Source organism: Streptomyces kanamyceticus (assembly GCF_008704495.1).
GTDB classification, from domain to species: domain Bacteria; phylum Actinomycetota; class Actinomycetes; order Streptomycetales; family Streptomycetaceae; genus Streptomyces; species Streptomyces kanamyceticus.
On the sequence record NZ_CP023699.1, the window covers coordinates 1,695,485 to 1,721,881 of the forward strand.

Genomic DNA, 26,397 nt, shown 5'->3' on the forward strand with positions numbered 1-26,397 from the left:
CGCGGACAAGTCACCCGCGCGATCCTTCACGGCTCGTTCGACAGACGCCGCCGGACACGCGCCGGTCGTGCCGGGCGCACGCCGCTCCCGGCCGGGGACGCTCCGCGCGCCCGGCCCCGCGCGCTACCGCCGGGGCAGCGCCAGTTCGAACCAGACGGTCTTCCCCGCGTTCGTACGGCTCGTGCCCCACTCCTTGGCGAGCGCGCTCACGACCCGCAGGCCACGCCCGAACTCGTCGTCGCCGCCCGCGCTCCGGAGCGTCGGCAGCGTGTGGTCGTCGTCCTCGACCTCGCACATCAGCACGGCGGAACGGACCAGGCGCAGTTCGAGCCGCTCGCTGCGGGAGTGGCGTACGACATTGGTGACGAGCTCGCTGACGAGCAGCTCCGCGGTGTCGGCGAGCGCGCCGAGGGACCACTCCCGCAGCTGCGCGCGGACCAGCTCGCGGGCCCTGCTCACCTCGCCTGGCCCGGTCTCGAACCGCCAGTGCGCGACGTCGTCGGCGGCGATGCCGTTGAGCCTGGCCATCAGGAGCGCCACGTCGTCCTTGCGGCCGCCGCGGGTGTTGAGCGCCCGGATGATCGTGTCGCAGGCGTCGTCCATGGAGGCGGCGGGGTGCGCGGCGGACTCGGTGAGCGTGGCGAGGCCGACGCCGATGTCCTCGCCACGGACCTCGACGAGACCGTCGGTGCACATCAGCAGCCGGTCGCCGGGCGCGACCCTGATGCGTACGGATTCGAAGGGCACGCCGCCGACACCGATGGGCGCACCCGTCGGCAGGTCGAGGAGTTCGCTGCGGCCGTCCGCCGCGCGCACCAGGACGGGCGGGATGTGCCCGGCGTTGGCGAGGCTCAGCTCGCTCGCGATGGGGTCGTAGACCGCGTAGAGACACGTCGCCAGATAGTGCTCGCCGAGGCGCTGTGCGAGGTCGTCGAGGTTGCGCAGGAGCTGCTCGGGCGGCAGGTCGAGGGCGGCCATCGTCTGCACCGCGGTGCGCAACTGGCCCATCATCGCCGCCGAGTTCAGGCCGTGGCCCATCACGTCGCCGACGACGAGCGCGGTCCGCGACCCCGGGAGCTTCACGGAGTCGAACCAGTCGCCGCCGACCCGGCCGAGCAGTGTGCCCGGCAGATAGCGGGTGGCGATGTCGCCGCCGGGCATGCGGGGGTCGATGTGCGGCAGCATGCTGTCCTGGAGGGTGTCGGCGACGCTCTCCTGGTAGGTGTACATGCGGGCGTTGTCGAGCACGAGGCCCGCGCGGGCGGCCAGTTCGGAGCCGGTGACGCGGTCCATGTCGTTGAAGACGGGGCGCTCGCGGTGGCGGAGCAGGATCATGAAGCCGAGCACCACATTGCGCGCCTTGAGCGGTACGACGAGCATCGAGCGGTGGTTGATCAGCGGGCGGATGTCGCGCTTCTCGAACTGGGAGGCGATGGCGTTGCCCATCTCCTCGGTGATGCGCGGCACGAGCACCGGGTCTCCGGAGGTCATGCACTGGAAGAACGGGGTGTGCACCGGGAACGGCATGGACTCGCCGACCGGCACCACGTCGTCCCAGCGGCCCGGTTCGTCCGTGTGTTCAAGGGCGACCCGGTGCCACATCGTGGTCTCGTCCGGCACCCCCTCGGGGAACCCCTCGCCCGCGACGACCTGTTCCCGCAGGTAGGTGCCCGCGACGTCCGTGAAGCGCGGCACGACCGCCTTGCTGACCTCCACGATCGTCTGCGCCAGATCGAGCGAGGAACCGATGCGCCCGCTGACCTCGTTCAGGAATTCGAGGTGCTCGCGCACGGCTGCGTACTCGAGGTCGTCGCCCTCGTCGTCGGCCGTGACCGCGGCGGGCAGGCCGTGCGCGGCGGCCCGCGCGGCGCGCTGCCTGCGTTCCTTGCGCTCGGCGCGCCGGGCCACGCCCCAGTCGGGGGTGACGGGCACCCGGTCGTGCTGGCTGAACTCGAGTACCGGATAGCCCAGTTCGAGCACCTGCGCGACGATGCGGGAGCTCTCGCCGACGCTCATGCTGGGCAGGATCTCGGGCAGTCCGTCCGCGAGCCGGTCCGCACCGGGGAAGTCCGTGTGCAGGGCGAACCCGGGGGCGATGCTGCCCCAGTGCCTGAACGACGTGGCCCCCTGAGCCCGGTCGTCCCGCTCTCCCAGCTCCGCTTGCTCACCCTGCTCGTCCCGGTCCTCCGCGCGGCCGGCGTCGGTCAGCGCGGCGGCGTCGGCGGCGAGCACGAGCAGCCGCTCGGGTCCTGGGCCGACCAGCGGATACGCCCACCACAGCACGTCGAGACGGCGGGCGGGGTCGCTGCCCGGCTCGTCGAGGCGGGCGCGCCCTGCCGCCGGGTAGGAGATGCGGCCGTCGAGGGAGGTCTCCAGGTCGGGGCCGAGTCCGTCGTACTCCCCGTAGGGCCCGGCGGCGTCGGGTATCGCGCCGTGCACCGGGAGCAGGTCGCCCACGGGGCGCCCCACGGCGTCCTCCTTGGCGTACCCGAAGAGGCGTCGCGCGCCGGTGCTCCAGTGGGAGACGAGACCGCTGCCGTCGACGACGACCACGGCCAACGGGATGCGTCCGGCCATGGCACGCTGCGCCACAGGCCCGCTGCCCGGAGTGCCTTGTTCCATGGCCCTTGCCCCTTCCCGCGGCAGCGCAAGATCTGAGCCGCCACCAACCACCGTACGACCGGGGCAGGTTGCCGTGCGGCGCAATACGGGAATTGGCCGCGGGCCGGACCTCCGGCGCACGCCCGCGCGTCCTGTCCGCTCTCAGTCCTCGTGCCCCAGCTGGAGGTCACGCTCGGTGCGGCCGCCGCCCGCGACCTGCAACACCGTGGCGACCGGCGGGTAGCCCGCCGCGATGACGGTGTACTCGCCGGACGACAGGTCGATGAAGCGGAACGTGCCGTCCGCTCCCGTGGTCAGGGTGTCGACGACGTTGCCCGCGGCGTCGAGCAGCGTCACGCGCGCGTCCTCCACGGGCCGCCCGCCGCTGGCCCGCACGGTACCCCGCAGCACGGCGCCGCCCGCGAGTTCCACGTCCTGCCGGGTCTCCCTGGAGGCCTGCACGGAGACGGGCAGCGCGGCGGGCCGGAAGGCGGGGGCGCTGGCCGCGAGCGTGTACTCGCCCGCCACCAACTCCGTGATCACGTAGCTGCCCTCGCGGCCGCTGCGGGTGGTGGCGACGACCTCGCCGCGGACGTCGGTGAGGGTGACCGCGGCGTCCCTGACGGGCGTCCCGTCGGCGGTGACGACGGTCCCCGCGAGGCGGCCCGCGCCGCCCAGGACCACGTCGAGGTCGACGGGGCGCTCGCCGACGGTGACGGTGACGGCCTGCGGCTGGTGACCGCCCGCGGCCGCGATGAGCACGAACGAGCCCGATCCCGGCGTGGACAGGGCGTACCGGCCGTCCTCGCCGCTGGCGCCGCGGCCGATCTGCTGCCCGGCGACGTCGATGAGGGTCAGGGCCGCGCGGGGCACCACGGTGCCGTCGGGGTGCTGCACGGTGCCGCACACCGGGACCCCCGCGGTGTACGTCGACGTACGGGCCTGGGGGACGGGCGCGGGCTCGGCGGCGGGTGCGTTCTGGGAAGCTGCGCTGGACAACAGGGGGGTCTCCTTGAGGAAGAAGGCGATCAGCATGCCGAGGACGAGCACCGGCACCAGGTAGAGGAAGATCCGCGGCATCGCGTCGGCGTAGGCCTCGATGTAGCCGTCGCGCAGCGCCGGGGGCAGCGCGTGGACGAGCTGCGGGGTGATGGACTCGGCGTCGGGCAGGGCCGCCCCCGCGTCCGCCGGGATGCGGTCGGCCAGCGCGTCGGCGAGCCGGTTGGCGAAGAGCGTGCCGAAGATGGCGGCCCCGACGCTGCCGCCGATCTGCCGGAAGTAGTTGTTGGCGCTGGTGGCGGTGCCGAGGTCCGCGGGCCGCACCGCGTTCTGCACGGCGAGGACCAGGACCGGCATGACCATGCCGATACCGGCGCCGAGCACGGCCATCCAGATGCTGTACTGCAGCCGGGGCGTGTCGACTTCGAGGCGCGAGAGCAGCCACATGCCCACTACGGAGAGGGCGCCGCCGAGCACCGGATAGATCTTGTAGCGGCCGGTGTGGCTGATCAGTTGGCCGGAGATGACCGAGGCGCCGACGATGCCGCCCATCATCGGCAGCATCAGGAGGCCGGACTCGGTGGCGCTGGCGCCGTCGACCATCTGCAGGAAGGTCGGCAGATAACTGGCCGCTCCGAAGAGGGCGATTCCGACGACCATGCCCACAAGACCGGTGATGTTGAAGACCGGATCACGGAACAGGCGCAGCGGGATGATCGGTTCTGCCGCGAAGTGCTCGGCGACGAGGAAGAGCAGCGCCGATGCGACGGCTCCCGCGCCGAGCCCCAGGATGACGCGGTCGCCCCAGGCGTACTCGGTCCCGCCCCAGCTGGTGAGCAGCACCAGGCAGGTGGAGGCGGCGGCGAGCAGCAGCGCGCCGAGGACGTCGAGTCTGCCCCGCGACGCGGGCTTGGGCAGCTTCAGGACCAGGCTGACGACGAGGAGCGTGACCAGGCCGAAGGGCACGTTGAAGTAGAAGCACCAGCGCCAGGAGGCGTGGTCGGTGAAGAAGCCGCCGAGCAGCGGTCCCGCCACCGAGGCGAGGCCGAAGGAGGCGCCGATCAGGCCCATGTAGCGGCCGCGCTGCCGGGGCGGCACGATGTCGGCGATGATCGCCTGTACGCCGATCATGAGACCGCCCGCACCGACGCCCTGGATGGCGCGGAACGCGATGAGCTCGTCCATGGTCCGCGACCAGCCGGCCAGGGCCGAGCCGATGACGAAGATGACGATCGCGAACTGGAAGACGCCCTTGCGGCCGAAGAGGTCGCCGAGCTTGCCGTAGATGGGCAGTCCGACCGTCGAGGTCAGCAGATAGGCCGTGATCGCCCAGGACATCTTGTCCAGGCCGTGCAGCTCACCGACGATCTTCGGGAGCGCGGTGGCGACGATCATCTGCTCCAGGGCGGCGAGCAGCAGGGCGAGCATCAGCCCGACGAAGACCATCCGGACCCGGCGGGGGCTGAGCCCGTGCGCCGTGGCCCCCGGAGCGGGGGGCGGCGGGGCCTGTGCCGCGCCCCGCTCGGGGGGTGCGTCGGCCGCCTCGACGGCCTCCGTGCCGTCCCGCTCGACGGCCTTCACCAGCGTCGTCCCGCCCACGTACTGCTCCCCTCGTCGCGCCTGCGCCGCCCATTTCTCGCATTACGCGACAACTGTGAGCAAGCGCGACGAGTCGCCCTCTAACCGGGCCGCACGGGCGTTAGTGCCGGTCGGAGCCCTACGGCGTACAACGGAGCCGGGACGAAAACCACTCGAAACGGTGAGCGTGAGAACAACCCTGATGGGTTACGCGGGAGTTGGGGCTACTTCTCGACCTCGGCGGCGAGCTTGCCGAGCACGGCGTCGTAGATCCGCCCGAGGCCCTTCGGCGCGAACGTCTTCTCGAAGAAGCCGCCGATGCCGCCCGCGCCGTTCCACACGGTGGAGACGACTACGCGGGACTTGCCCTCGCCCGCCGGGGTCACGGTCCAGGTGGTGACCATCGAGGAGTTGCGGTCCTTCTCGACCAGTTCGCCGTCGTTCGGCTCGCCGACCTCGAGCAGGCAGTCCCTGATGCGCTTGCTGGTGGCCTGCAGCTTCCAGTGGACGAGGGTGCCCTCGCCGTCGCCGCCCTCGCGCACCTCGTACTCGCTGAAGTGGTCGGAAAGGATCTTCTCGCGCGTGCCGTTGTAGTCGGCCAGTGCGTCGAAGACATCGTCAGGCTGTGCCGCGATGATCCGCTCCGTGGTCGCCTCGACCTGCGCCATTGCACTTCCTCCAGCACTTGGTTTTTCGGGGAGTTCACGGAGAGCCAACCACCCTGCGTACCGGCCTCCCAAATCGGGTCCGTGATCAGGTGCGTGATCAGGCCCGTGAGCCAAGCCGTGCTCACACCGGCAGCAGCCGCAGGGACACCCAGAGCGCGAGGGTCGACAGGACGAGGGCCGCGGGCGTGGTGAGGAGACCGAGGCGGGTGAACTCCCTGAGGTCGACGTCGTGTTCGTGCTGATGTGCGATGCGCCGCCACAGGAGCGTGGCGAGGGAGCCCGCGTAGGTGAGGTTGGGTCCGATGTTCACGCCGATCAGCACGGCGAGGACGGCGCCTGGCCCGGACGGCGCGGCCAGCGGGACCAGGGCGAGGACCGCGGGCAGGTTGTTGATCAGGTTGGCGAGCAGCCCGGCGACGGCCGCGGTGCCGAGCAGCGCGGGCAGCGAGGCGCCGTCCGGCAGGACGTGGCCGAGCGCGTCGCCGAGTCCGTTGTCGACGACGGCCCTGACGACGACGCCGAGCGCCAGGACGAAGGCCAGGAACGGCAGGGAGGCCGAGCGCAGGATCGCCACCGGGGTCGTACGACCGCGCAGCAGGGCCCGTACGCCGAGGACGAGCGCCCCGGCCGCCGCGGCCCAGGCCGGATCGATGCCGACGGCCGAGGCGACGGCGAACCCGGCGAGCGTGGCGACGACGGTCACCAGGGCGAACAGCGGCATCTCGGGCGGCTCCGCCGTATCGCCGCCGTCGACGGGTGCGTCGAGTTCGGCGGCGAAGAACCGCTGGAACACGGCGTATTCGACGGCGATGGCGACCAGCCAGGGGAGCGTCATGAGCAGCGCGAAGCGCGTGAAGCTCAGCCCCGTCGCGGTGAACGCGAGCAGGTTCGTCAGGTTCGACACGGGCAGCAGGAGCGAGGCGGTGTTGGACAGATGGGCACTCGCATAGACGTGTGGTTTGGGCGGGGCGCCCATGCGCGCCGCCGTGGCGAAGACCACCGGGGTCAGCAGGACCACGGTGGCGTCCAGGCTCAGCGCCGCGGTGATCACGGAGGCGAGCCCGAAGACGGCGGTCAGGAGCCGTCGCGGGCGTCGCGCGGCCCAGCGTGCCATCCAGGTCCCGCAGGCGTGGAAGAGCCCCTCGTCGGCGCAGAGTTTCGCCAGTACGAGGACGCCCGCGAGGAAGCCGATCACCGGGCCGAGCCGCGCGGCCTCCTCGCGCACGTCGTCGAGCGGGATCGCGCCGCTCAGGACCACGACCCCGGCGGCCGGTACGGCGAAGGCCGCCTCCGGCCAGCGGAACGGCCGGACGACGGCGCAGACCAGGACCACGACAAGGGCGGCGACGGACAGGAACTCTACGAGCATGATCCGATCATGCATCGCGTGGTGTCTTCGCCGCCGCCCCCGGTGGCCGTACTAGAGGCCGCGCGTCACGACTGGGGCGGCTGGTCCTGGCCCTGGTCTCCGCCCAGTTGTTCCTTGAGCTTGTCCTGGGCCGTGTCGACCTGAGAGCTGTATTTGCCCTGGGTCTTGTCGTCGACGAAGTCGCCTGCCTTGTCGATACCCTTCCCCGCCTGGTCCTCATGCCCCTTGAGCATCTGCTTGAGCTTGTCCATCACGGACATCGTCGGCCTCCTTGGTTCGAGCCGTCACCTTCAGCATGCGGGCACATCGGAGCTGCTGCATCCGCAGGCGCGGGCTCGGGCACAATGCAGGAGTGGAACTGAACGGTGAGAAAGTGCTGCTGCGGCCCGTGCTCGACAGCGATGTGAAGAAGCTCGACAAGATCGTCAGAGAACCCGAGGTGGCCGCTTGGTGGTCGACCCCCGATGACTACGAGGAGATGCTCGCCATCACCCTCGACGGCGAGGTCATCGGGGCAGTGCAGTACGAGGAGGAGGAAGACCCCGAGTTCCGCCACGCGGGCATCGACATCTTCCTCACGGCGAGTCGGCACGGCCTCGGCCTCGGCACGGACACCGTCCGCACCGTGGCACGTTGGCTGATCGACGAGCGGGGACACCACCGGATCACCATCGACCCGGCGGTGGCGAACGCGGGCGCGATCCGCAGCTACAGCAAGGTGGGCTTCAAGCCGGTCGGCGTCATGCGGTCATACGCCCGTGACCACACGAGCGGCGTGTGGCAGGACGCCCTGCTGATGGACCTGCTGGCCGAAGAGCTGGTCTGACGGGTCGGCCCGTCCGACCCCGGCCGCCTGTGCGCCCCTGCCGCCCGCCGGGCGCGCAGGGGCCCTCACCCGTCGCCGACCTCGGTGAGGCCGCCCGTCCGGCCGCCGAGCTGACCGGCGAGCGAGCGGGCGACCGGCGTGCGGAAGGCGCGTGCGAGTTCCAGAAGAAACGATTCTTCACCAGAGATGTTCACGCTGTCCCAGCCGTGGGAGAGGGAGGCGTCGAAGTCCTTGGCCGCCCCCGTCCGCCTGGCCCGCAGGGCCACGTGCAGGAGACAGGCCAGCGTCATCGCGTCGGCGGAGCGCCCGTGCAGACCCAGCTGTTCCACCCGGCTCTTCACGGCTCCCGGCAGCGCGGGATGGACGTAGCCGTGCAGGGAGAGGATCGCGTCCCGTATCTCGATCATCCTGCGGTAGACGGCCAGTCGGCGCGGCGCGCGCGGCCACACCACCTCGACGATCCGGGAGCGCCGCCGGTGGAGCGCCACGTGCGGCACCGCCTGCACCAGGGTTCGCCACAGGGGCCACAGCACCCACAGGGTCCTGATCTGTGACGGCTGGGAGCGCATCGAGCCCCACAGGGGCACCAGCAGGGCGGCCGCCCGCAGGAAGCCGTGCAGGCTCATCAGCAGGGACAGGTTCCGCAGGGGCGGCTCACCGATGATCAGCCGTCCAAGGGCCACGCACCAATAGATCCCGACCAGAGCCGTGCCCGCCCCGAAGATCCACAGGCTGAGGCGGAGAGAAGGGGCCGAGGCCCGGCAGCCCTGCCACAGACACACGTGGACGCAGACCGTGTTGGCCACGATGTGACTGCCCATCAGGATGGCCCAGTACGCGCTGAGCGACGAAGGACCGCCCGGGTTGTCGTGCTGTTCCCGCACCTGGTCGAGCAGGACCAGGGCGAGGACGACCAGCGCCACCGACGTGACGAGTCCCCAGCGCCACCAGCGGTGCTGGGCCGCCGCCGTGACGAAGTACAGCACGCACCCCGCCGACAACACCCCGAAGAGGTTCCTGGCCAGACCCACCTCGTGCACGCTGCCCGTGAGGTCGAGGGCGGCCCTGATGACGACCGGCAGTTGCAGCGCCATGGCGACCGCGGCCGTCGCGACGGCCAGCCACAGGCCGCGCTGGGCCGGACTCCGGGCGGCGGCGGGGGCGCGCAACAGGACCACCGCCCCCATGGCGGCGGCACTGACGTACTGGGCCACGGTCGCCGTATGGGCCAAGTCAGCCCCCACGGGTCGCTCCCACGCCGAGTGCCTCGCCGAGGTAGTGAAGCACGTCGTCCGCGTGCCGTTCACCGGCGGGCTGTTCGCCCCTGGTGCGGATCAGGCTGGCCAGCATCTCGGCCTCCTGCTCCCGCCGGGTGGTGTAGTCGGTGCGGGCGAGCAGCCGTTGGATCAGCTGCGGGCTGAGGTCCCCGAAGAGCTGGGGCGCATCGCCCCAGCCCTCGCCCAGTTCGAGCGATTGATGACCGAAGAGCATGTGGCCGATCTCGTGCAGGATGATGTGGTCCTGATGCACGCGGGCCGTGCGCTGCTCGAAGAAGATGTGGTCGTCGATGTCCGTGGCCAGCCACAATCCGCACGCGCCCGCCTGGGCCGCCTGCCGCGGCAAGGCGTGCAGATGAAGGGGCCGCTGACGCTGGGCCGCGAGGCGCGTACAGAAGGATTCGACGGTGAAGGGGTGCGGCAGGCTGAGTCCGTCCACGATCGCCTGGCAACGCTGTCGGAGTTTCACATATATATAAGACATATGCTCTTTCCGTAGGCCTTGAGCGGGGCATCGGTAGTAGGCGGTCCTGCGGACATGCATTGACCCTCCCGATCGCGAGGACAGGGTGCTGCGGGGTGCCCGTGGGATGCGCTCGATTCACTCCGTGTGCTGGGGACCGCGCCCGTCTTCGTCAGCCGGTGGGGACAGGTTCTGGATCTTCCGGGCCTCGTTCACCATGACCAGCAACGCGTCCAAGGTGGAGGGCGAAAGGCCTTCCGCCCGAAGCGCGAGATTGCGAATCCGGTTGTCCCTGAGGGCCGTTGCCAGTGCGAGTTGAGCGTTTACCCGTTCGGACACCTCGTCATTGAGGAAGTACTCAGGCGGTACCCCGAAATAGTCTGCCAGGACACCGAGTTGTTCCAGCGTGACGTTTCGTTTCTTGCCGGTGGCCAATTCCCATAGGTACGTTCCCGAGATGGTCCCGCCGGTGGTTTCTCTTATGTCCTGCGCGAGCCGCGCATAACCGGGCCGGGTGCCCTTGTCCGGATAGATGGCGCAAATGAGATCTTTGATGCGCTGGTCGAGTTTATCCAGCAGCAGCCTGCCGCTTTCGGAACGCTCCGCCGCGCCGTCCCTCATGCGCCACCCTCTCCCTGCCCGGAACGAAGGATGAGACCCTCGCCGTAGTGGACGGCTGTCACCGTACGCCGTCGCCCAGCACGTGACCATGGCGCCCGTGATATTCCGGCCACGCTGTGACCAGCACTGTCCAACTGTTCGCTATAGCGGACACGTTGACGGTCTTTCATCAGCTGGCTACTGTCGTCACCGGTTGAACGCCCGGGTCCGCCCGGCGCGGCGCACGGCGGGTACCGCCGTGATGGCCCGCGTGACGCGTTCGGCCGTTAGCAGCGCGCCAGACGAGAACCTGATCCCCCGCCGTGCCGACCGGCCCGGACCAGCAGGCTCCGTCCTCCCCCGCTCCCTATCGCTTCGGCGTCACTTCACCGTCCATTCGTGCCGCCTTCGGCTGCGCCGATAAGGCCGCCCGCAGCGCACCGCCACAATGGATTTTCGGCTCCTCACAGAGAAGGGCCCAGCCTTGGCACAGCAGGTTCACGGTAGCGCGCCCGCCACGGTGCGCGAGAGTGATATCCAGGCCGCCTCGCTTCCCCCGGAAAGCAAGTCCGAGCTATTCCAGCGGAGTTCGGTGCGCGTTCCGCTCGACCTGCTCCTGCCCGCGGTGTCCCCCCGCATCGCAGGCGTGGACGAACGGCACGTCCGGTCGCTCGCCGGGATCGAGGCCCCGCTGCCGCCCATCGTGGTGCACCGCGCCACGCTGCGGGTGATCGACGGGACGCACCGGCTGCTCGCCGCCCGCGCCCGGGGGGAGACGGACGTGGAGGTGCAGTTCTTCGACGGCGGTGAGGCCGATGCCTTCGTCCTCGCCGTCGCCCTCAACAACGCCCAGGGGCTGGCGCTCTCCCCGGCCGATCGCAGTACGGCGGCGGCGCGCATCATCGCCTCCCATCCGCACTGGTCGGACCGCCGCATCGCCCGCGTCACCGGCCTGGCCGCCAGCACAGTGGGCGGTGTCCGCAGGCGTTCGACCGCTCGAACCGCACAGCCGAACGCGCGCCTCGGCATGGACGGCCGCATCCGCCCGCAGGACATCGCCCAACGGCGCAGGCTGGCCGGGCAGTTCCTCGCCGAGCAGCCGGGGGCCTCCCTGCGGACCGTGGCGAAGGCCGCCGGGATCTCCTTGAGCACGGCCCACGACGTACGGACGCGACTGCGGGCGGGCGACGATCCGCTGCCCCCCGCGCTGTCCAGGCCGACGCGGCCGCCCGCCGCGCCGGACAGCGCGGCCGACGCCGCGGACCGGCCCGCCAAGCCGTCCTCCGCACGCTCCCCGCGAAGCCCCGGGCGCGCCCCCGTCGCCGCCGATCTCCTGGACCGGCTGCGCAAGGACCCCTCGCTGAGGTTCACGGAGGACGGCCGGATCCTTCTTCACTGGCTCGGCGCCGCCGTGCTCCGCGAACACGGCGCCGCACGGTTCGCCCGCTGCGTACCGCCGCACAGGACCGCCGCCATGGCGGCCCTCGCCCGCAGCTGTGCGGAGGGCTGGCTCCGTCTCGCCGAATCCCTCGACCAGCGCGGCAGGTCCGACGCGTGACCCGGCGGGAGCAGGCCGGGTCCTTCCCCCGATCACCCCTCGTGCTCCGCCCACTCCGGAGCACCCGTGCACAGCGTTCAAAGGAGCAGACACCGTGAAGGCACTCGTGTTCCACAGCCCCGAGAAGGCGACCTTCGAACAGCGCGACGTCCCCACTCCCCGGCCGGGCGAAGCCCTCGTCCACATCGCGTACAACTCCATCTGCGGCAGCGACCTCTCGCTCTACCGCGGTGTCTGGCACGGCTTCGGCTACCCCGTCGTGCCCGGACACGAGTGGAGCGGCACCGTGGTCGAGATCAACGGCGCCAACGGACACGACCAGTCGCTGGTCGGCAAGAACGTGGTGGGCGATCTGACCTGCGCGTGCGGGAACTGCGCGGCCTGCGGGCGCGGGACCCCGGTGCTCTGCGAGAACCTCCAGGAACTCGGCTTCACCAAGGACGGCGCCTGCGCCGAGTACATGACCATCCCGGTCGACAACCTCCGCCCGCTGCCGGACGCGCTGTCGCTGCGTAGCGCCTGCCAGGTCGAACCGCTCGCGGTGGCGCTCAACGCGGTCAGCATCGCGGGCGTCGCTCCCGGTGACCGGGTCGCCGTCATGGGGGCCGGGGGCATCGGCCTCATGCTGATGCAGGTCGCGAGGCATCTCGGCGGTGAGGTGACGGTCGTGTCCGAACCGGTCGCCGAACGGCGCGCGGTCGCCGGGCAGTTGGGCGCCACCGAGCTGTGCTCCGCCGAGCCGGGGCAGCTGGCCGAACTCGTCGCCCGGCGCCCCGAGCTCACGCCCGACGTGGTCCTGGAGGCATCCGGCTATCCGGCTGCGCTCCAGGAGGCCATCGAGGTGGTCAGGCCGGGCGGCCGCATCGGCCTGATCGGCTACCGGGTGGAGGAGACGGGACCGATGTCCCCGCAGCACATCGCGGTCAAGGCGCTGACCCTGCGCGGCTCGCTGGGCCCCGGCGGCCGCTTCGACGACGCCGTCGAACTGCTCGCGAAGGGCGACGACATCGCGGTCGAGCCGCTGCTCAGCCACGAGTTCGGCCTCGCCGACTACGCCACCGCGCTCGACCTGGCGCTGTCCCGCACGAACGGCAACGTGCGCTCCTTCTTCAACCTGCGCGACTAGGGCCTGTCCGGCACCACGACGCACCACAACGCACCGCGCCACACCGCACGCACCGCTCCGCCTTCACCGTCGTCGCACCGTTCGTGAGGAGACCAGGGATGAGCGTGTCACGGGGCCAACGTGCCAACGCGACGGCCATACGTCTGTGGACGTTCATGGGGTTGATGGAGCTCGTTCCGCTCTTCCCGCTCTATCCCCTGCTCTTCTCCGACCACGGATTGTCGGGATCGGCGATCTCCTCGCTGCTCGTCCTGTGGTCGATGACCACGTTCGTCCTGGAGATCCCCTCGGGCGCGCTCGGCGACCTGCTGTCCCGCAGGCTGCTGCTCGCGTTCAGCGTGCTGCTGCGGGCGGGCGGGTTCAGCCTCTGGTTCATCGCACCCGGCTACTGGTCCTTCGCCGTCGGATTCCTGTGCTGGGGAGTCTGTGACGCCCTGACCTCCGGCACCCTGGAGTCCCTCGTCTACGACGAACTCCAGGACCGCGGCGAAGGACATGCCTACGGCCCCGTCATGGGCACCGGGCGGGCCATCTCGCTGCTCGCCACGCTCACCGCACTGCTCCTGGCCGGGCCGCTCTTCGTCCTCGGCGGGTACGGTCTGGTCGGCGCGGTCAGCGTCGGTGCGGGCGTGGCGGCCACCATCACCGCACTGACCTTCCCCAATCCACCGCGCCACGAGATCGAATCCGAACGCGGCGGCTTCCACCGCTATCTCGCCACCTTCAAAGCCGGGTTCGGGGAGGTCCGCAGGGAACGGGCCGTCATGCGGCTGGTGTTGATCGCCGCGATCCTGCAGAGCATGACGGCCATCGACGAGTACTTTCCGCTGCTCGCCCACGAGAACGGCGCGGCCAAGAGCCTCATCCCGGTCCTGGTGGCGATCCCCGTGCTGTGCGCCTCGGTGGGCAGCTGGATCGCGGGCCGCTCCACCGGCGTCTCGCGCAGGACCGCGTTCCTCACCGTGGCGGCGACCGGGCCGCTGCTGCTCCTCGGCGCCCAGAGCCACCACCAGTGGGGGATGCTCTCGATCGCCGTGGCCTTCGGCATCATCCAGTGGGGCATCGTGGTGTCCGGGCTCTGGCTCCAGGACGCCATCGTCGGATCGGCCCGCGCGACCATCACCTCCGTCGCGGGATTCGGCGCCGAGGTCTCCTCGGTCGGCTGGTACCTGGCCGCGGCCACCGCCCTCACGGTCACCGACGTCTCCGGCCTCACGTCGTGGTTCAGCCTCCCCTGCCTCCTGATCGCGGGCCTCACCTGGTTCTGGTTCCCGGAGCGACCGGCATCCGAGCCGACCGAACCGACCGAACCGCAGCCCACCACCTACTCGAAGAGGTAATCACTGTGTCCACGCACCCCGTCCTGGACTGGAGCCGATCCGCCGAACACCTGCGCCGCTCCCACGGCGTCACCACCGACCCCCGCCCCGACGAGGACGGCCACTACCCCTGCGTACTGACCCGGGGCAGCGGCACTCGCGTGTACGACCTGGACGGCAACGCCTACCTCGATCTCACCGGATCCTTCGGCTCGGTGCTCATCGGGCACGCGGAACCGGCCGTCGTACGGGCGGTGACCGACGTCCTGAGCGAAGGCAATCTCTTCTACACCGGCGCGAGCCCGCGCCGACTGGCCCTCGCGGAGCGGCTCCTTGACTGGTTCCCCTGGTCCGAGCAGGCCATCTTCTACCGCACGGGGTCCTGCGCGGTGTCCGCGGCGGCCCGGCTCGCCCAGCACGCGACCGGCCGCAACCGGGTGCTGAGTTCCGGCTACCACGGCTGGCACGACTGGCACCTGGAGGCGGTGCCCGAGGCCAAGCCCAAGACCTTCGAGTCGTACGCCACCGAGTTCCACAACGACCTGGCGCTCTACCGCTCCTGGCTCGACCGGCACGGCGAGGAGATCGCGGCGGTCGTGGTGACGCCCGAGCCGCACCGCTTCGACCACGCCTACTACCAGGAGCTGCGCGAGGTGGCCAAGGAGCACGGCTGCCTGTTCGTCGTGGACGAGGTCAAGACCGGCTTCCGGGCCGGGGCGGGCGGGTTCAGCGCCCTGGCCGGGATCGAGCCGGACGCCGTGACCGTCTCCAAGGGCATGGCCAACGGACACAGCATCTCCGCCGTGGTGGGCCAGCGACAGCTCACCCAGGAGCTGAGCGAGGCGCACGTCTGGTCCACCTACCAGAACGAACAGGTGGGGTTCGCCGCCGCGTTGGCGTCCCTGGACTTCCTGGAGCGGCACGACGTGGCGGCCGTGACGCGCCGCACGGGTGAGGCGGTCCGGCAGGGCGTGCTCCAGCTCTTCGCCGAACACGGCCTGCCCGTCGGGGCGCCGGGCTGGGGACCGATGTTCGAGCTGGACTTCGACGCCGCCGACGAGGGTCTCGCCGAGCGGCTCGAAGCGGCGCTGCTGCGCCACGGGATCTTCTGCGACACGGGCGACGACTTCAACATGATGTTCCATACCGCGGAGCACACCGACGAGCTCCTCGAGCGGTTCGCCGCCGCGCTCGGCGACCTCTGAGGCCGCGGTGCGCATCATCTCCGTACAGGAGGCGGCCACCCGCACCTTCGACGTCTGCGTGGTGGGCAGCGGCGCCTCCGGTGCCATCACCGCCGCGGTGCTCGCCGAACGGGGCCTGTCCGTGCTCATCCTCGAACAGGGCACCGCGATCCCGCCGGGCACCGACCACGACGACGTCGAGGACCCCGACACCTGGGCGTACGCACGCGACGGGGAAGGCTGGAGCAAGGAGGGCTATCCCTGGAGCGCCATGGCGTTCGGCGGCGGCACGGTGTTCTACGGCGGCATCTCCTTCCGCTACGAACAGCGCGACCTCGACCCGCCGCCCGCGCTCCTCGGCGACGCCGACTACGCGCACTGGCGGCTGCGGCTCGACGAACTGGAGCCGCACTACGACTGGGTGGAGGACCGGCTCGGCGTGAGCGGCCCGTCCCACGGCCGGGTGGGCGACTACGCCTTCCCCCACTACGCGCGGGGCTCGCTGCCGCACACCCCGATGGGCGGCGCGCTGGCCCGGGGCGCCGACGCCCTGGGGCTGACCCCGCTGTCCACCCCGATGGCGATCAGCGGGGCCAGGGACCGGCACGGCCCCGGCTGCGCCGAGCTGACGCCGTGCACCGGCTTCACCTGCCCGGTCAACGCCAAGGCCGATGTGATCAGCCGCATCCTGGCGCGCGCCGAGGGGGACGTGTCCGTCGCCCTGGACACCAGAGCGGTGCGGTTCGTGGCCTCGGCACCGGGGCGGGCGAAACGTCTCGAAGTGCTCGGCGGCAGTCCCCGCAGCCGCCGCTCGGTCCATGCCGACCGCTTCGTCCTCGCGGCCAACGCCATCCAGTCCGCCGCGCTCCTGCTGCGTTCGGCGGACCGGCGCGAGCCGGACGGCATGGGGAACTCCAGCGGTCAGGTGGGCCGCCACCTGGCCATGAAGAACAGCGTCTACGTCCGCGGCAGGACCCAGGAGCGGATCGTCGCCCACCAGCCGCTGCGCCATCGCTACTCCAGCGTCTGCGTCCTGGACCACCTGCGCGGTGCGGAGTTCCCCGGGCAGCTGGGCGGGATCATCTACGAGGCCAACCCGTGGGAGGACCCCGAGGCCGACCGTCCTGGCGCCGGTTCGCTGCTCCAGCTGGAGTGCCTCCTCGGCGACCGCCCGCAGGCCCGCAACATGGTGCGGCTCGCCAGGAGCCGGGACCGGGACGGGCTCCAGCGCATCGTCATGGACTACCGCCAGCACCCCTTGGACGGCGAACGCCTGGACGTGCTCCAGGGGAAGGCGAAGGATGTACTGCACGCGGCCGGGGCCGAGCGCACCGAGTCCGTCGACAGCGATTTCGCGACCGGCAGCACGCATCTGCACGGCACGCTGCGCGCCGGTGACGACCCCGCGACCTCGGTGACCGACCGGACGGGCCGGCTGCACGACTACGACAACGTGTGGTCGGCGGACGGCGCGACGTTCCCCTTCGCCGGGAACTTCAATCCCACCCTCACCATCCAGGCCAATGCCCGGCGGATCGCGGTCGGCATCTCCTGACGGCCGCCCCCTCTCCCCTCCCCCGTACGCCCTGCCGCCCTTCCCCGTGGCGAGCCACCCCCTTCGTGAATCCCCCTTCGTGACGCGCGAACTGTCTTCGACCTTGGAGGTATGTGTCATGCCCCTGCAAAGTTCACGGCTTGCGGTCGACAACGGAACCCCCGTCCGCGGCAAGCCCTGGCCGGTGTGGCCGCAGCCCACCGACGGCACCCTCGACGCCCTCTCCCGCGTCCTGCGTTCCGGCCGCTGGGCCATCAGCGGCCCCTACCGGGGCGTGGAGTCGGCCGAACGCCGCTTCGCCCGCCGGTTCGCCGACTACCACCGCATCGCCCACTGCGTGCCCGCCTCCAGCGGTACGGCGAGCCTGATGCTGGCCCTGGAGGCCTGTGGCGTCGGCGCGGGAGACGAGGTCATCCTGCCCGGCGTCACCTGGGTCGCCTCCGCCTCCACGGTGGTGGGCGTCAACGCGGTGCCGGTGTTCGCCGACATCGACCCGGACACCCTCTGCCTCGACCCGGACGCCGTCGAGGCGGCCATCACCCCGGCCACCAAGGCGATCGTCGTCGTCCACCTCTACGCGGCCGTCGCCGACCTCACCCGCCTCAAGGAGGTGGCCGACCGGCACGGCATCGTGCTCATCGAGGACTGCGCGCAGGCCCACGGCGCCGAGTTCGAAGGCCACAAGGTCGGCACCTTCGGCGCGGTCGGCACCTTCAGCATGCAGCAGAGCAAGGTCCTGACCAGCGGCGAGGGCGGCGCCGCCATCACCGCCGACCCGGTGCTCGCCCGCCGGATGGAACACCTGCGCGCGGACGGCCGCTGCTACCGCGATCAGGCGCCGCCCTCCGGCCACATGGAGCTCGTCGAGACGGGCGAGCTGATGGGCAGCAACCGCTGCATCTCCGAGTTCCAGGCAGCGGTCCTGACCGAGCAGCTGGGCGAACTCGACCGGTTCAACGCCCTGCGACGGCACAACGCGGAACTCCTCGACGCGCTGCTGACCGACGTCGGATACCGCCCGCAGCGCAGCACGCCCGGCACCACCGCCCGCACGTACTACACCTACGTCGCCGAGCTGCCCGACGCGGAACTGCCCGGCGCGGACATCACCAAGGTCACCGAGGCGCTGACCGCCGAACTCGGCTTCCCGGTGGCACCGGCCTACTCGCCGCTCAACGCCAACCCCCTGTACGACCCGGCCAGTCGCAGCCGGTTCGCCCTCGGACCGCAGCACGAGAAGCTCATCGACCCCGCCCGATTCGTGCTCCCGGTGAGCGGCCGCCTGACGCGTCGGCTCGTCACCTTCCACCACGCCGCCCTGCTCGGCGACGAGTCGGACATGAGGGACATCGCGGAAGCGTTCACCAAGGTGCTCCAGCACCGGGCCGTCCTGGCCGCTTGAGCCGAAGCCGTCACACACGCCTTCAGGATTGGGGACAGACCATGCAGGTCACCACCATCACGATGGATGACGTCCAGTATCCCTACCGATTAGGCACGGACTGCCTCGACGGCATCGTCACGCGCCTCGGCGAACTCGGCGCCAGCCGCTACCTGATCGTCAGCGACCCCAGGGTCGCCGAGCTGTACGGGCAGGGGCTGCGCGAACGGCTCGCGGAGCAGGCGGGACCCGCCGAGCTGATCACCCATGCCTCGGGAGAACAGAACAAGGGCCTGCCCGCACTGCACGACCTGGCCGAGGAGGCGCTGCGGCGCGGCGCCGACCGGCAGAGCATCGTCGTAGCACTCGGCGGCGGTGTCACCGGGAACATCGCGGGGCTGCTGGCCGCGCTGCTCTTCCGCGGCATCCGTCTGGTGCACGTGCCCACCACCGTGGTGGCCATGCTGGATTCGGTGCTCTCGCTCAAGCAGGCCGTGAACGCGGGAGTCGGCAAGAACCTGGTCGGCACCTTCTACCAGCCCGTCGAAGTGCTCGCCGACACCGCGATGCTGCGCACCCTGCCGGTCCGCGAGGTCAGGTCGGGGATGTGCGAGGTGGTGAAGAACTCGCTCGCCATCCGCCCCAGCATGATCGACCAGCTGTCGGCCGGGCTGCGCCCCGACGGCCGCTATCCCGACGACACGATGCACTGGATCATCTACGAGAGCCTGGCCGCCAAGGCCCAGGTCACGGCGTACGACAAGTACGAGCGCGGCGAGGGACTCATCCTGGAGTACGGGCACACCGTCGGGCACGCCGTGGAGCACTCCTCGCAGGGAGCCGTGCCGCACGGCGCCGCCGTCGCGCTCGGCATGATCGCCGCCGCCCAGGTCTCCCACCGGGCGGGCTGGGCCTCGGCCGAACTCGTCGACCTGCACCGGGAGCTCGTCGCCAAGACCGGGGTCGCGCGGCGCATCCCGTCCGACATACCGCTCTCCGCCGTCAGGCACCGCCTCTCCTTCGACAACAAGCGGGGCTACCTCCCGGCCTCCGCCGACACCTATCCGATGGTGCTGCTCGAATCCCCCGGCAAGGTGCTGCGCAGCGAGGGCACCGTCCTGACGGCGGCGCCACGGGACCTGGTCGACGCGGTGGTCGACGAACTCGCGGAACCCCCACGGCCCGCGGCCGCGAGGACCGACGACGCCGCCACCGTCCTCGGCGGTGCCGGGTGAGCGCCCCCGTGCGCGTCGGCGTCGTCGGTGCGGGGTTCATGGGCGGGGTGCACGCCGAGGTGGTGGCGGCTCATCCCGGCGCCCGGCTCGAAGCGGTGCACGACCTCGACCCCGCCGCCGCCAGGGACCTGGCCGAGCGGTTCCGCGCCGAGCGGGCCGAGCCCTCCTGGGCGGACCTGCTCGCCGACCCCGCGATCGACCTGCTCATCATCACCACGCCCAACGGGCTGCACCACCGGCAGGCGGCCGAGGCGCTGCGGGCGGGCAAGCACGTACTGGTGGAGAAGCCGCTCGGTGTCACGCCGGAGCAGGTGGCCGAGCTCGTCGAACTCGCCGGACGGCACGACCGGGTCCTTGCCCACGGAAGCAACTTCGTGCACAGCCCGAAGTTCGTCCGGGCCCGTCAACTGGTCGCGGACACCGAGGCGTTCGGACGGCCGCACCTGGTCCGGGTCGTCTTCCGCAACTCGGGCCCCGAGGCCGCCTGGGCCGCGTCCAAGGACCTCGCGGGCGGCGGAGCCCTCCTGGACCTGGGCTGTCACGCGGTGGAGCTGTGCCGGTGGCTGCTCGACGGCGCCGACGTCGAGTCGGTCAGCGCCCGACTGCAGCGGGTGCGGCCGCCCCACGACGCCGAAGCGGACCGCGCGTCCGGCACCGCGGGAACCGCGCGGGTCGCGCTGGAGGACCAGGCGCTGCTGGTCATGGAGTTCGCCGACGGCGCGGTCGGGCAGTGCGACGTCTCCTGGGTCACCCAGGGCGGTGAGCAGGTCACCGCGGAGATCATCGGCACCAAGGGCAGGGTCGAGGTCGACCTGTGGACCGGCATGGGGCTGCGCGCCTACTCGGACAAGGGCTATCAGGACGTCTGGGATCCCGAGCAGGGCTGGGTGCATCCGGAATGGGAGTGGATCCGGGCGAGCGGCTACTACCACCAGGACGGCACCGTGATCGAGGCGGTGGGCCAGGGCATCCCCCTCACCCACGGCCCCGCGGAAGCGCTCGCCTCGGCCCGTGTCCTGGCCACCGGTTACCGCAGTCACGCGGAGGGGCGGGTACTGCGGCTGTCCGGCGCGCCGGTCGGCCCTGGCGCGTCGACGACGGCGGCGGGCTCGGAATGACCGCCACCGAGCTCGGGGCGACCGCCGACACCGCCGGGCTCCGGAAGACCGCCGACGCCACCGGGCTCGGGATGACCGCCCGGGGCCGCGGCCGACCCGCCGCGGTGCCTCGTCCGTACCTCGTCCGCACCTCACCGATGGAGGGACCATGACCGAGCCTGCCAAGGGTGTGCTCGCGCTGACTCCGTTCTTTCTGTACTCGGAGTACCAGGACCACTGGGATCCCAAGTTCGACCCCATGGGCGGCATGCACCTGCTGGTGCGGGCCCTGGTCGAGGAGATGGCGGGCCGCGGCGTCCCGCACCGGGTCCTGACGATGTCACCGCCCAAGGTGCCCAAGGACATCAGGATCGGGCAGCGGATCAAGGTGCACGCCCGGCGGCTGCCCGTGCTGCCCATCCCCTCCGACCTGGAGGGGTACTTCGGACTCGTCGGCGCCTGGGCCAAGGGCAGCCTGTTGTGGGTGCTGCGCAACCGCAAGCGGCTGCGCCGGGAGATCGGCGCGGTGCACGCGCACTGCGACGGCTCGGGCGCCGCGGCCTTCTACCCGTATCTGATGTCCCGGATCCTCGGCGTGCCGCTGGTGGTCCAGATCCACTCCAGCCGCTATCTGAGCCAGCACCCCACCACGCTCTTCGAGCGGGTGACCGACCCGATCGCCAAGTGGGCGGAGCGGCACGCCGTCCGCAAGGCCGCCGCGGTCCTGATGCTCACCGACCGGGCCCGCGACGAGATGCGGCGCAAGGCCCAGCTGCCCGCGGAGCGCGTGCACCGGCTCGCGTACCTGGCCAGCGACCAGTTCAAGGACGCCGACACCGAGGCGAGGCGGGCGGAACTGCGGGAGCGCTACGGCCTCGACGACCGCCCGATCGTGCTCTACGTGGGGCGGATCGCCGCCGAGAAGGGCGTGGAGTACTACATCGAGGCCGCGGCCGAACTGACCCGCAGGGGCCGGGACTGCCAGTTCGTCATCGCCGGGGACGGTCCCGCCCGGCCGGACCTCGAAAAGCTGATCGGCGCCCGCGGGCTGCGCGACCGGGTGACCATCACGGGCTTCATGTCCCACGAGTTCATCCCATCCATGATCTCCCTGGGCGAACTCGTGGTGCTGCCGTCCCGGTACGAGGAGCTGGGCATCGTCATCCTGGAGTGCATGACCATGCGCAGGCCGCTGGTCGCGCACGACGTGAACGGCGTCAACAAGCTCATCGAGGACGGCACCACCGGAATCGTCGTACCCCCGTTCAGGACCCCGGAGATGGCCGACGCCGTCGAGCGGCTCCTCGACGATCCGGAGCTGCGCGAGCGGATGGCGGAGAACGCCGCCCCGCTGCCCGCCGCCAAGTACTCGCTCTCCGCGGCGGGCGACCAACTGGCGGGCATCTACCGGGAGATCGGGCTGTGAGGGTCCTCCTCGTCTCCCCCCACCCCGACGACATCGCGCTGTCCTTCGGCGGCTGGGTCGCGGCCCACGCCCGCGGGCTCGCGGCCAAGGGCTGGCGGTTCGACCTGCTGACCGTCTTCGGCACGACCCTGTACGCGCCCCACAGCCCGCGCGCCGTCACCAAGGAGGCCATCAGCACGCTCCGGGAGCGCGAGGACCGCGACTACGCGCGCCGTCACGGGCTGCGGCTGACCTCTCTCCGGCAGGAGGACTGCTCCTGCCTGGGCATGGACGACGAGGAGGAGCTCATCGCCCCCGAGGCGACCGATCCTCGCCGGGCCGCCGTGCGGCAGCTGATCGCGGCGGCGCTCGCCGGGGCCGACCTGGTCGTCGCGCCGCTGGCTGTCGGCGGCCACGTGGATCACCGCATCGTCCGCACCGCGGTGCGGCAGTCGCTCGGCGCCACCCCCTGCCTCTGGTACGAGGACCTGCCGTACGCGTTGGAGAGCCCCGTCGAGGTGCCCTCCGACCACCGGCCCTGGCTGGTCGACATCAGGGGGCACGAGGCGGCCAAGCGCGCCGATCTCGCGCTGTACCGCTCGCAGATGACCGCCGCCGACACCTCCGAGGTCCTCTCGTACCGGCCGGACGGCGCGTCCGTCCCGTGCGAGCGGCTCTGGAGTTCGGCGGGCTTCCCCCAGGACCTGGCCGAGCGGATGGCACTGGCCACGCTGGCCGCCGTGACACCCGACAAGGAGTCGCTATGAGCAAGAAGCTGGCGCTGTTCGGCGGAACTCCCGTACGGAACGAGGAGTTCTACGACGGCCCGCACATCGGGCCGCACGATCTCGACCGCCTCAAATCCGTCCTCGACTCGGGGAACTTCGGCGGCATCCCCTTCCCCAACACCCACCACACCGCCTTCGCCGACCTGTTCACCGGCAAGCTCGGCGCCCCGTACGGCCTGATGGTCTCCAACGGCACCATCAGTCTCTCCATCGCGCTGCGCGCCCTGGGCGTGCGTGCCGGGGACGAGGTGATCACCACCGGCTACACCTGGATGGGCACGGCCGCGGCGATCGTGCACATCAACGCCGTCCCCGTCCTGGTGGACATCGACCCCACGACCTGGTGCATCGACCCGGCGGCGGTGGAGGCGGCGATCACCCCGCGCACCAAGGTGATCGTCCCGGTCCATCTGGGCAATCAGATCGCCGACCTCGACGCGCTGCGGGCGATCGCCGACAAGCACGGACTCGCGATCCTGGAGGACACCGCGCACGGGCACTTCGCCGAGTGGCGGGGGCAGTGCGTGGGCACCCACGGGGACGCGGGCAGCTTCAGCTTCGAGAGCAGCAAGATCATGACTGCCGGTGAGGGCGGCTTCCTGGTGGCCAGGGACGAGGACGTGTACCAGCGGATGATGTCGCTGGCCAACTGCGGCCGCAAGGAGCCGGGTTACGACGGTTTCGCGGGCCGCACCCTGGGCTGGAACGCCCGCGCGAGCGAACTGCAGGCCGCCTTCATGATCGGGCAGGTCGAGCAGCACGACGCGCTGCACGCCAAGCGGGCGGCGAGCGCGGCGAAGCTCACCGCGGGGCTCGCCGAGATCGGCGGCTTCACTCCCGTGGGGAACGACGACCCGAGGATCACCCGGCGCCAGTACTACGAGGTCATCTACCGCTTCGACCCCGCCGCCTGGGAGGGGCTGCACCGGGACGAGGTCCTCTCGGCGATCCTTGCCGAGGGCATCGAGCTGGAGGGCGACGCCTTCTACCCGCCCGTACACAAGAGCGAACTGTTCGCGGTGGACGCCGTCCACTGGCCCATGATCGCCGAGAGGTACGGCGATCGGATCGGCCCGGACAGCGTCGACCTGCCCGTCGCCGACCGCGCCGCCGCCGACGAGTCCGTGTGGGTGCACCACGCGCTGCTCACCGGCGACGACAAGGACCTCGGCGACATCCTCGAAGCCGTCGCCAAGGTCCGCGACAACCTGCGAGAACTGCACGACGCGAGCTGACCTGACGGACCCCGCAGGGGCGGCGGTGTGCCGCGCCGCGCCCCCGGGTGTGCCCCGTCCCGCCCACCCCGGGCGTGCCCCGTCGCGCCCACCCCGCCCCCGGCGTCTCGTCACCCCCTCCCCCCCCCTCATCAGCCCCTGAGAAGGGAAGACCAGCCATGGCCCTTGCCGCTCCGCCCGGCGAACTGACCCTCGCCCTCACACCGGACGACAAGACCCTCGATCCCGCCTCGCTCGACCGCGCGCTCGCCATACTCGCCGAGCACGGCATCCTGGTGCTGACCGGGATGCTCAGGACCCGGCTCACCGATCAGCTGCGCACGGCGATGCTCGACGACCTGCCCGAGGTGCTGCGGCAGCAGGACGTGCCCACGAACTTCGTGCCAGGACACGTCCAACAGGACCCGCCGGTACGGGAGTCGTTGCTCTTCCCCGACGTGCTGCTCAACCCGGTGGTCTACCAGATCACCCATGCCGTGCTCGGCGCGGACGCCCGCAACGCCGTCTACAGCGGCAACATGAACCTGCCGGGCAGCCACGAGCAGCCGGTCCACCTGGACGAGCCGCACCTGTGGCCGGGCATCAGCCACCCCCCGTACTGCCTCTGCGTCGACGTCCCCCTGATCGACTTCACGCTGGAGAACGGCAGCACCGAGTACTGGCCCGGCTCCCACGTCCTCAACCCCGACGAGTGCTACGACGAGCGGGGCTGTGTGCTGCCCGCCGAGCTGGAGCGGCGCCGGGCCGTCGCGCCGCCGGTCCGCTTCCCCATCCCCGTCGGCTCGGTCGTCATCCGCGACGGCAGGCTGTGGCACCGCGGCGTACCCAATCTGAGCGCGGCCCCCCGGCCCCTGCTGGCGATGACCCACTACACAGAGTGGTTCGACATGCCGCCGATCCAGCTGCCCGACACCGTCAAGTCCTGGGTCGACGGCTCCGATCGGCACACCCACGCGCACTTCGTGGCGGGCGACGTGGATCACCTGACGGGTGATCATCCCTTCGCCGTCCGCTGACGACGACGGCGGCCGACGGCGCGCCGTGAGCAGTCAACTCGCTCTGCGGGGGCCCGAGTTATCGGCCAATCTTTGCAAACCTGAGGAGGACACTTTGCGGGTTCTTGTCACCGGAGGCTCCGGCAACGTCGGTGTGGGTGTCGTCAGGGCACTCAACGCCGCCCGCCATCACGTCGTGGTGGCCAGCCGCGGCTACAGCCCCGCGCTCCTGCCCGAAGGCGTACGCGCCGTACGCCTGGAGCGCACCGAGCCCGACGCCTACACCAGGCTGGTCGCCGCCGAAAAGCCCGACGCCGTGATCGATCTGACCTGCCACGACGCCGCGGACGCGGCGGTCACCCTGCGGGCCTGCGCCGGGGTCGACCGCGTCGTGGTCGTCTCCTCGGTGACGGCCGCCGGGCCCGCCACCACCACTCCGGTCACCGAGGCGACAGCGGCACCGCCGCTCTCCGAGTACGGCATCGACAAGCTGGCCGTCGAGGAGACGGTGCGCGCCGCCTGGGCGGACGGCACCTCCCAGGCCCTGCTCGTGCGCCTGGGCGCGGTCTACCGGCTCGGCGCGGATCTGGACGGCCAACTCGCCGAGGACGGCTGCTGGCTGGCGCACGCGGCGGCCGGAGCGCCTGCCGTGCTCGCCGACGACGGCGCGGCGCGGTGGAACCTGCTGCACGCCGACGACGCGGGCGCCGCACTCGCCGAACTGCTGGCCAACGACCGCGCTCGCGGCGTCCTGGTCCACCTGGCCTCCCGGCATCCGCTGCCCTGGCGCGAGCTGTACGAGCGGGTCCACCACGCGCTCGGACGCCCCTTCAACCCGGTTTCCGTACCCGCGGAGTGGGCCGCCGAGCAGCTGGAGGACGCCGAGTTCCTCGCCGAGACCTCCCGCTGGGACCAGGTCTTCGACCTCGGCCTGCTCGACCGGCTCGCGCCGTCCTACCAGGAGCGCGGCGGACCGTCGCGCGTCACCGAGGTCGCCCTGTGGCTGATCCGCCAGGGGCGCGTCGGGGACGCGGAACTCGGCGCGGAGATACAGGAGTTGCCCGCGCGCCTCGCGGCCGTGCGCACCGCGCCAGGGCTGGTGTGATTTCGGCCGATGTGATCGTTCCGCATGATCCCG

Annotated in this window: 23 protein-coding genes; 15 read left to right on the forward strand and 8 right to left on the reverse strand. The window is 71.3% G+C overall.

All coding sequences use genetic code 11. From position 1 onward, the window contains the following. Positions 1-123: 123 nt before the first annotated feature. The 5 genes from CP970_RS06515 to CP970_RS06535 form a co-directional block, all read right to left on the reverse strand. Positions 124-2,622: a SpoIIE family protein phosphatase gene (locus tag CP970_RS06515; protein ID WP_055545091.1), complete on the reverse strand. Its 2,499-nt coding sequence runs from the start codon at positions 2,620-2,622 to the stop codon at positions 124-126. A 141-nt stretch (positions 2,623-2,763) separates the two neighbouring features. Beyond that, positions 2,764-5,199 carry an MFS transporter gene (locus CP970_RS06520; protein WP_055545092.1) on the reverse strand — a complete coding sequence of 812 codons (2,436 nt, stop codon included), beginning with the start codon at positions 5,197-5,199 and terminating at the stop codon, positions 2,764-2,766. A 203-nt stretch (positions 5,200-5,402) separates the two neighbouring features. Next, entirely contained in the window at positions 5,403-5,846 is a 444-nt protein-coding gene (locus CP970_RS06525; protein WP_055545093.1) for an SRPBCC family protein, read from the reverse strand. Positions 5,847-5,967: 121 nt separating this feature from the next. Next, positions 5,968-7,215 (reverse strand): arsenic transporter, encoded by a 1,248-nt coding sequence (locus CP970_RS06530; protein ID WP_055545094.1) that lies wholly within the window; start codon positions 7,213-7,215, stop codon positions 5,968-5,970. 65 nt (positions 7,216-7,280) lie between these two features. Beyond that, a complete protein-coding gene (locus CP970_RS06535; protein ID WP_055545095.1) occupies positions 7,281-7,475 on the reverse strand; it encodes an antitoxin in 195 nt (64 codons plus the stop codon). A gap of 92 nt (positions 7,476-7,567) precedes the next feature. Here CP970_RS06535 and aac(6') point away from each other — a divergent pair, with 92 nt between their 5' ends. After that, positions 7,568-8,041 carry an aminoglycoside 6'-N-acetyltransferase gene (gene aac(6') / locus CP970_RS06540; protein WP_055545096.1) on the forward strand — a complete coding sequence of 158 codons (474 nt, stop codon included), beginning with the start codon at positions 7,568-7,570 and terminating at the stop codon, positions 8,039-8,041. A 65-nt stretch (positions 8,042-8,106) separates the two neighbouring features. Here the strand turns inward: aac(6') and CP970_RS06545 are convergent, their stop codons facing one another. From CP970_RS06545 to CP970_RS06555, 3 genes are all read right to left on the reverse strand, one after another. Next, positions 8,107-9,285: an MAB_1171c family putative transporter gene (locus CP970_RS06545; RefSeq protein WP_150493059.1), complete on the reverse strand. Its 1,179-nt coding sequence runs from the start codon at positions 9,283-9,285 to the stop codon at positions 8,107-8,109. Beyond that, positions 9,275-9,757, reverse strand: coding sequence for a hypothetical protein (locus tag CP970_RS06550; RefSeq protein WP_224058295.1), 483 nt, complete (start codon positions 9,755-9,757; stop codon positions 9,275-9,277). Before CP970_RS06550 ends, CP970_RS06545 begins: the two co-directional genes overlap by 11 nt. A gap of 162 nt (positions 9,758-9,919) precedes the next feature. Next, a complete protein-coding gene (locus CP970_RS06555; RefSeq protein WP_191094878.1) occupies positions 9,920-10,402 on the reverse strand; it encodes a hypothetical protein in 483 nt (160 codons plus the stop codon). 571 nt (positions 10,403-10,973) lie between these two features. Between CP970_RS06555 and CP970_RS06560 the strand changes: the two genes are divergently transcribed. The 14 genes from CP970_RS06560 (at position 10,974) to CP970_RS06620 (ending at position 26,364) form a co-directional block, all read left to right on the forward strand. Continuing rightward, positions 10,974-11,939 carry a ParB/RepB/Spo0J family partition protein gene (locus CP970_RS06560; protein WP_055545099.1) on the forward strand — a complete coding sequence of 322 codons (966 nt, stop codon included), beginning with the start codon at positions 10,974-10,976 and terminating at the stop codon, positions 11,937-11,939. A gap of 94 nt (positions 11,940-12,033) precedes the next feature. Beyond that, a complete protein-coding gene (locus tag CP970_RS06565; protein WP_055545100.1) occupies positions 12,034-13,065 on the forward strand; it encodes a zinc-dependent alcohol dehydrogenase in 1,032 nt (343 codons plus the stop codon). 98 nt (positions 13,066-13,163) lie between these two features. Next, positions 13,164-14,405, forward strand: coding sequence for an MFS transporter (locus CP970_RS06570; protein ID WP_055545101.1), 1,242 nt, complete (start codon positions 13,164-13,166; stop codon positions 14,403-14,405). A 5-nt stretch (positions 14,406-14,410) separates the two neighbouring features. Beyond that, positions 14,411-15,589, forward strand: coding sequence for an aminotransferase class III-fold pyridoxal phosphate-dependent enzyme (locus tag CP970_RS06575; protein WP_055545102.1), 1,179 nt, complete (start codon positions 14,411-14,413; stop codon positions 15,587-15,589). Positions 15,590-15,596: 7 nt separating this feature from the next. Further along, positions 15,597-17,123, forward strand: coding sequence for a GMC oxidoreductase (locus CP970_RS06580; protein WP_055545103.1), 1,527 nt, complete (start codon positions 15,597-15,599; stop codon positions 17,121-17,123). Positions 17,124-17,241: 118 nt separating this feature from the next. Next, entirely contained in the window at positions 17,242-18,525 is a 1,284-nt protein-coding gene (locus tag CP970_RS06585; protein WP_055553821.1) for a DegT/DnrJ/EryC1/StrS family aminotransferase, read from the forward strand. Positions 18,526-18,566: 41 nt separating this feature from the next. Then, positions 18,567-19,739, forward strand: a complete 1,173-nt coding sequence (locus CP970_RS06590) for a 2-deoxy-scyllo-inosose synthase (protein ID WP_055553819.1) — start codon at positions 18,567-18,569, stop codon at positions 19,737-19,739. Then, on the forward strand, positions 19,736-20,857 hold the full coding sequence (locus CP970_RS06595) for a Gfo/Idh/MocA family protein (RefSeq protein ID WP_055553817.1): 1,122 nt from the start codon (positions 19,736-19,738) through the stop codon (positions 20,855-20,857). The genes CP970_RS06590 and CP970_RS06595 overlap by 4 nt, the downstream gene beginning before the upstream one ends. Then, entirely contained in the window at positions 20,854-21,009 is a 156-nt protein-coding gene (locus tag CP970_RS44055) for a hypothetical protein (RefSeq protein WP_157877797.1), read from the forward strand. The genes CP970_RS06595 and CP970_RS44055 overlap by 4 nt, the downstream gene beginning before the upstream one ends. After that, positions 21,006-22,262 (forward strand): glycosyltransferase family 4 protein, encoded by a 1,257-nt coding sequence (locus CP970_RS06600; RefSeq protein ID WP_055553814.1) that lies wholly within the window; start codon positions 21,006-21,008, stop codon positions 22,260-22,262. The genes CP970_RS44055 and CP970_RS06600 overlap by 4 nt, the downstream gene beginning before the upstream one ends. After that, complete coding sequence (locus tag CP970_RS06605) at positions 22,259-23,008, forward strand: PIG-L deacetylase family protein (RefSeq protein WP_055553812.1); 750 nt, start codon at positions 22,259-22,261, stop codon at positions 23,006-23,008. Before CP970_RS06600 ends, CP970_RS06605 begins: the two co-directional genes overlap by 4 nt. Then, a complete protein-coding gene (locus CP970_RS06610; protein ID WP_055553810.1) occupies positions 23,005-24,264 on the forward strand; it encodes a DegT/DnrJ/EryC1/StrS family aminotransferase in 1,260 nt (419 codons plus the stop codon). Before CP970_RS06605 ends, CP970_RS06610 begins: the two co-directional genes overlap by 4 nt. 158 nt (positions 24,265-24,422) lie before the next feature. Beyond that, on the forward strand, positions 24,423-25,280 hold the full coding sequence (locus CP970_RS06615; RefSeq protein ID WP_055555228.1) for a phytanoyl-CoA dioxygenase family protein: 858 nt from the start codon (positions 24,423-24,425) through the stop codon (positions 25,278-25,280). 94 nt (positions 25,281-25,374) lie between these two features. After that, positions 25,375-26,364, forward strand: coding sequence for an NAD-dependent epimerase/dehydratase family protein (locus tag CP970_RS06620; protein WP_055555226.1), 990 nt, complete (start codon positions 25,375-25,377; stop codon positions 26,362-26,364). Positions 26,365-26,397: the final 33 nt, after the last annotated feature.

Bases quoted from the DNA above. Each gene is read 5' to 3' on its own strand.
- CP970_RS06515 (WP_055545091.1), bottom strand. From the start codon at position 2,622: ATGGAACAAGGCACTCCGGGCAGCGGGCCTGTGGCGCAGCGTGCCATG.
- CP970_RS06525 (WP_055545093.1), bottom strand. From the start codon at position 5,846: ATGGCGCAGGTCGAGGCGACCACGGAGCGGATCATCGCGGCACAGCCT.
- CP970_RS06530 (WP_055545094.1), bottom strand. From the start codon at position 7,215: ATGCTCGTAGAGTTCCTGTCCGTCGCCGCCCTTGTCGTGGTCCTGGTC.
- CP970_RS06535 (WP_055545095.1), bottom strand. From the start codon at position 7,475: ATGTCCGTGATGGACAAGCTCAAGCAGATGCTCAAGGGGCATGAGGAC.
- CP970_RS06555 (WP_191094878.1), bottom strand. From the start codon at position 10,402: ATGAGGGACGGCGCGGCGGAGCGTTCCGAAAGCGGCAGGCTGCTGCTG.
- CP970_RS06570 (WP_055545101.1), top strand. From the start codon at position 13,164: ATGAGCGTGTCACGGGGCCAACGTGCCAACGCGACGGCCATACGTCTG.
- CP970_RS06585 (WP_055553821.1), top strand. From the start codon at position 17,242: ATGCCCCTGCAAAGTTCACGGCTTGCGGTCGACAACGGAACCCCCGTC.
- CP970_RS06590 (WP_055553819.1), top strand. From the start codon at position 18,567: ATGCAGGTCACCACCATCACGATGGATGACGTCCAGTATCCCTACCGA.
- CP970_RS44055 (WP_157877797.1), top strand. From the start codon at position 20,854: ATGACCGCCACCGAGCTCGGGGCGACCGCCGACACCGCCGGGCTCCGG.
- CP970_RS06600 (WP_055553814.1), top strand. From the start codon at position 21,006: ATGACCGAGCCTGCCAAGGGTGTGCTCGCGCTGACTCCGTTCTTTCTG.
- CP970_RS06610 (WP_055553810.1), top strand. From the start codon at position 23,005: ATGAGCAAGAAGCTGGCGCTGTTCGGCGGAACTCCCGTACGGAACGAG.
- CP970_RS06615 (WP_055555228.1), top strand. From the start codon at position 24,423: ATGGCCCTTGCCGCTCCGCCCGGCGAACTGACCCTCGCCCTCACACCG.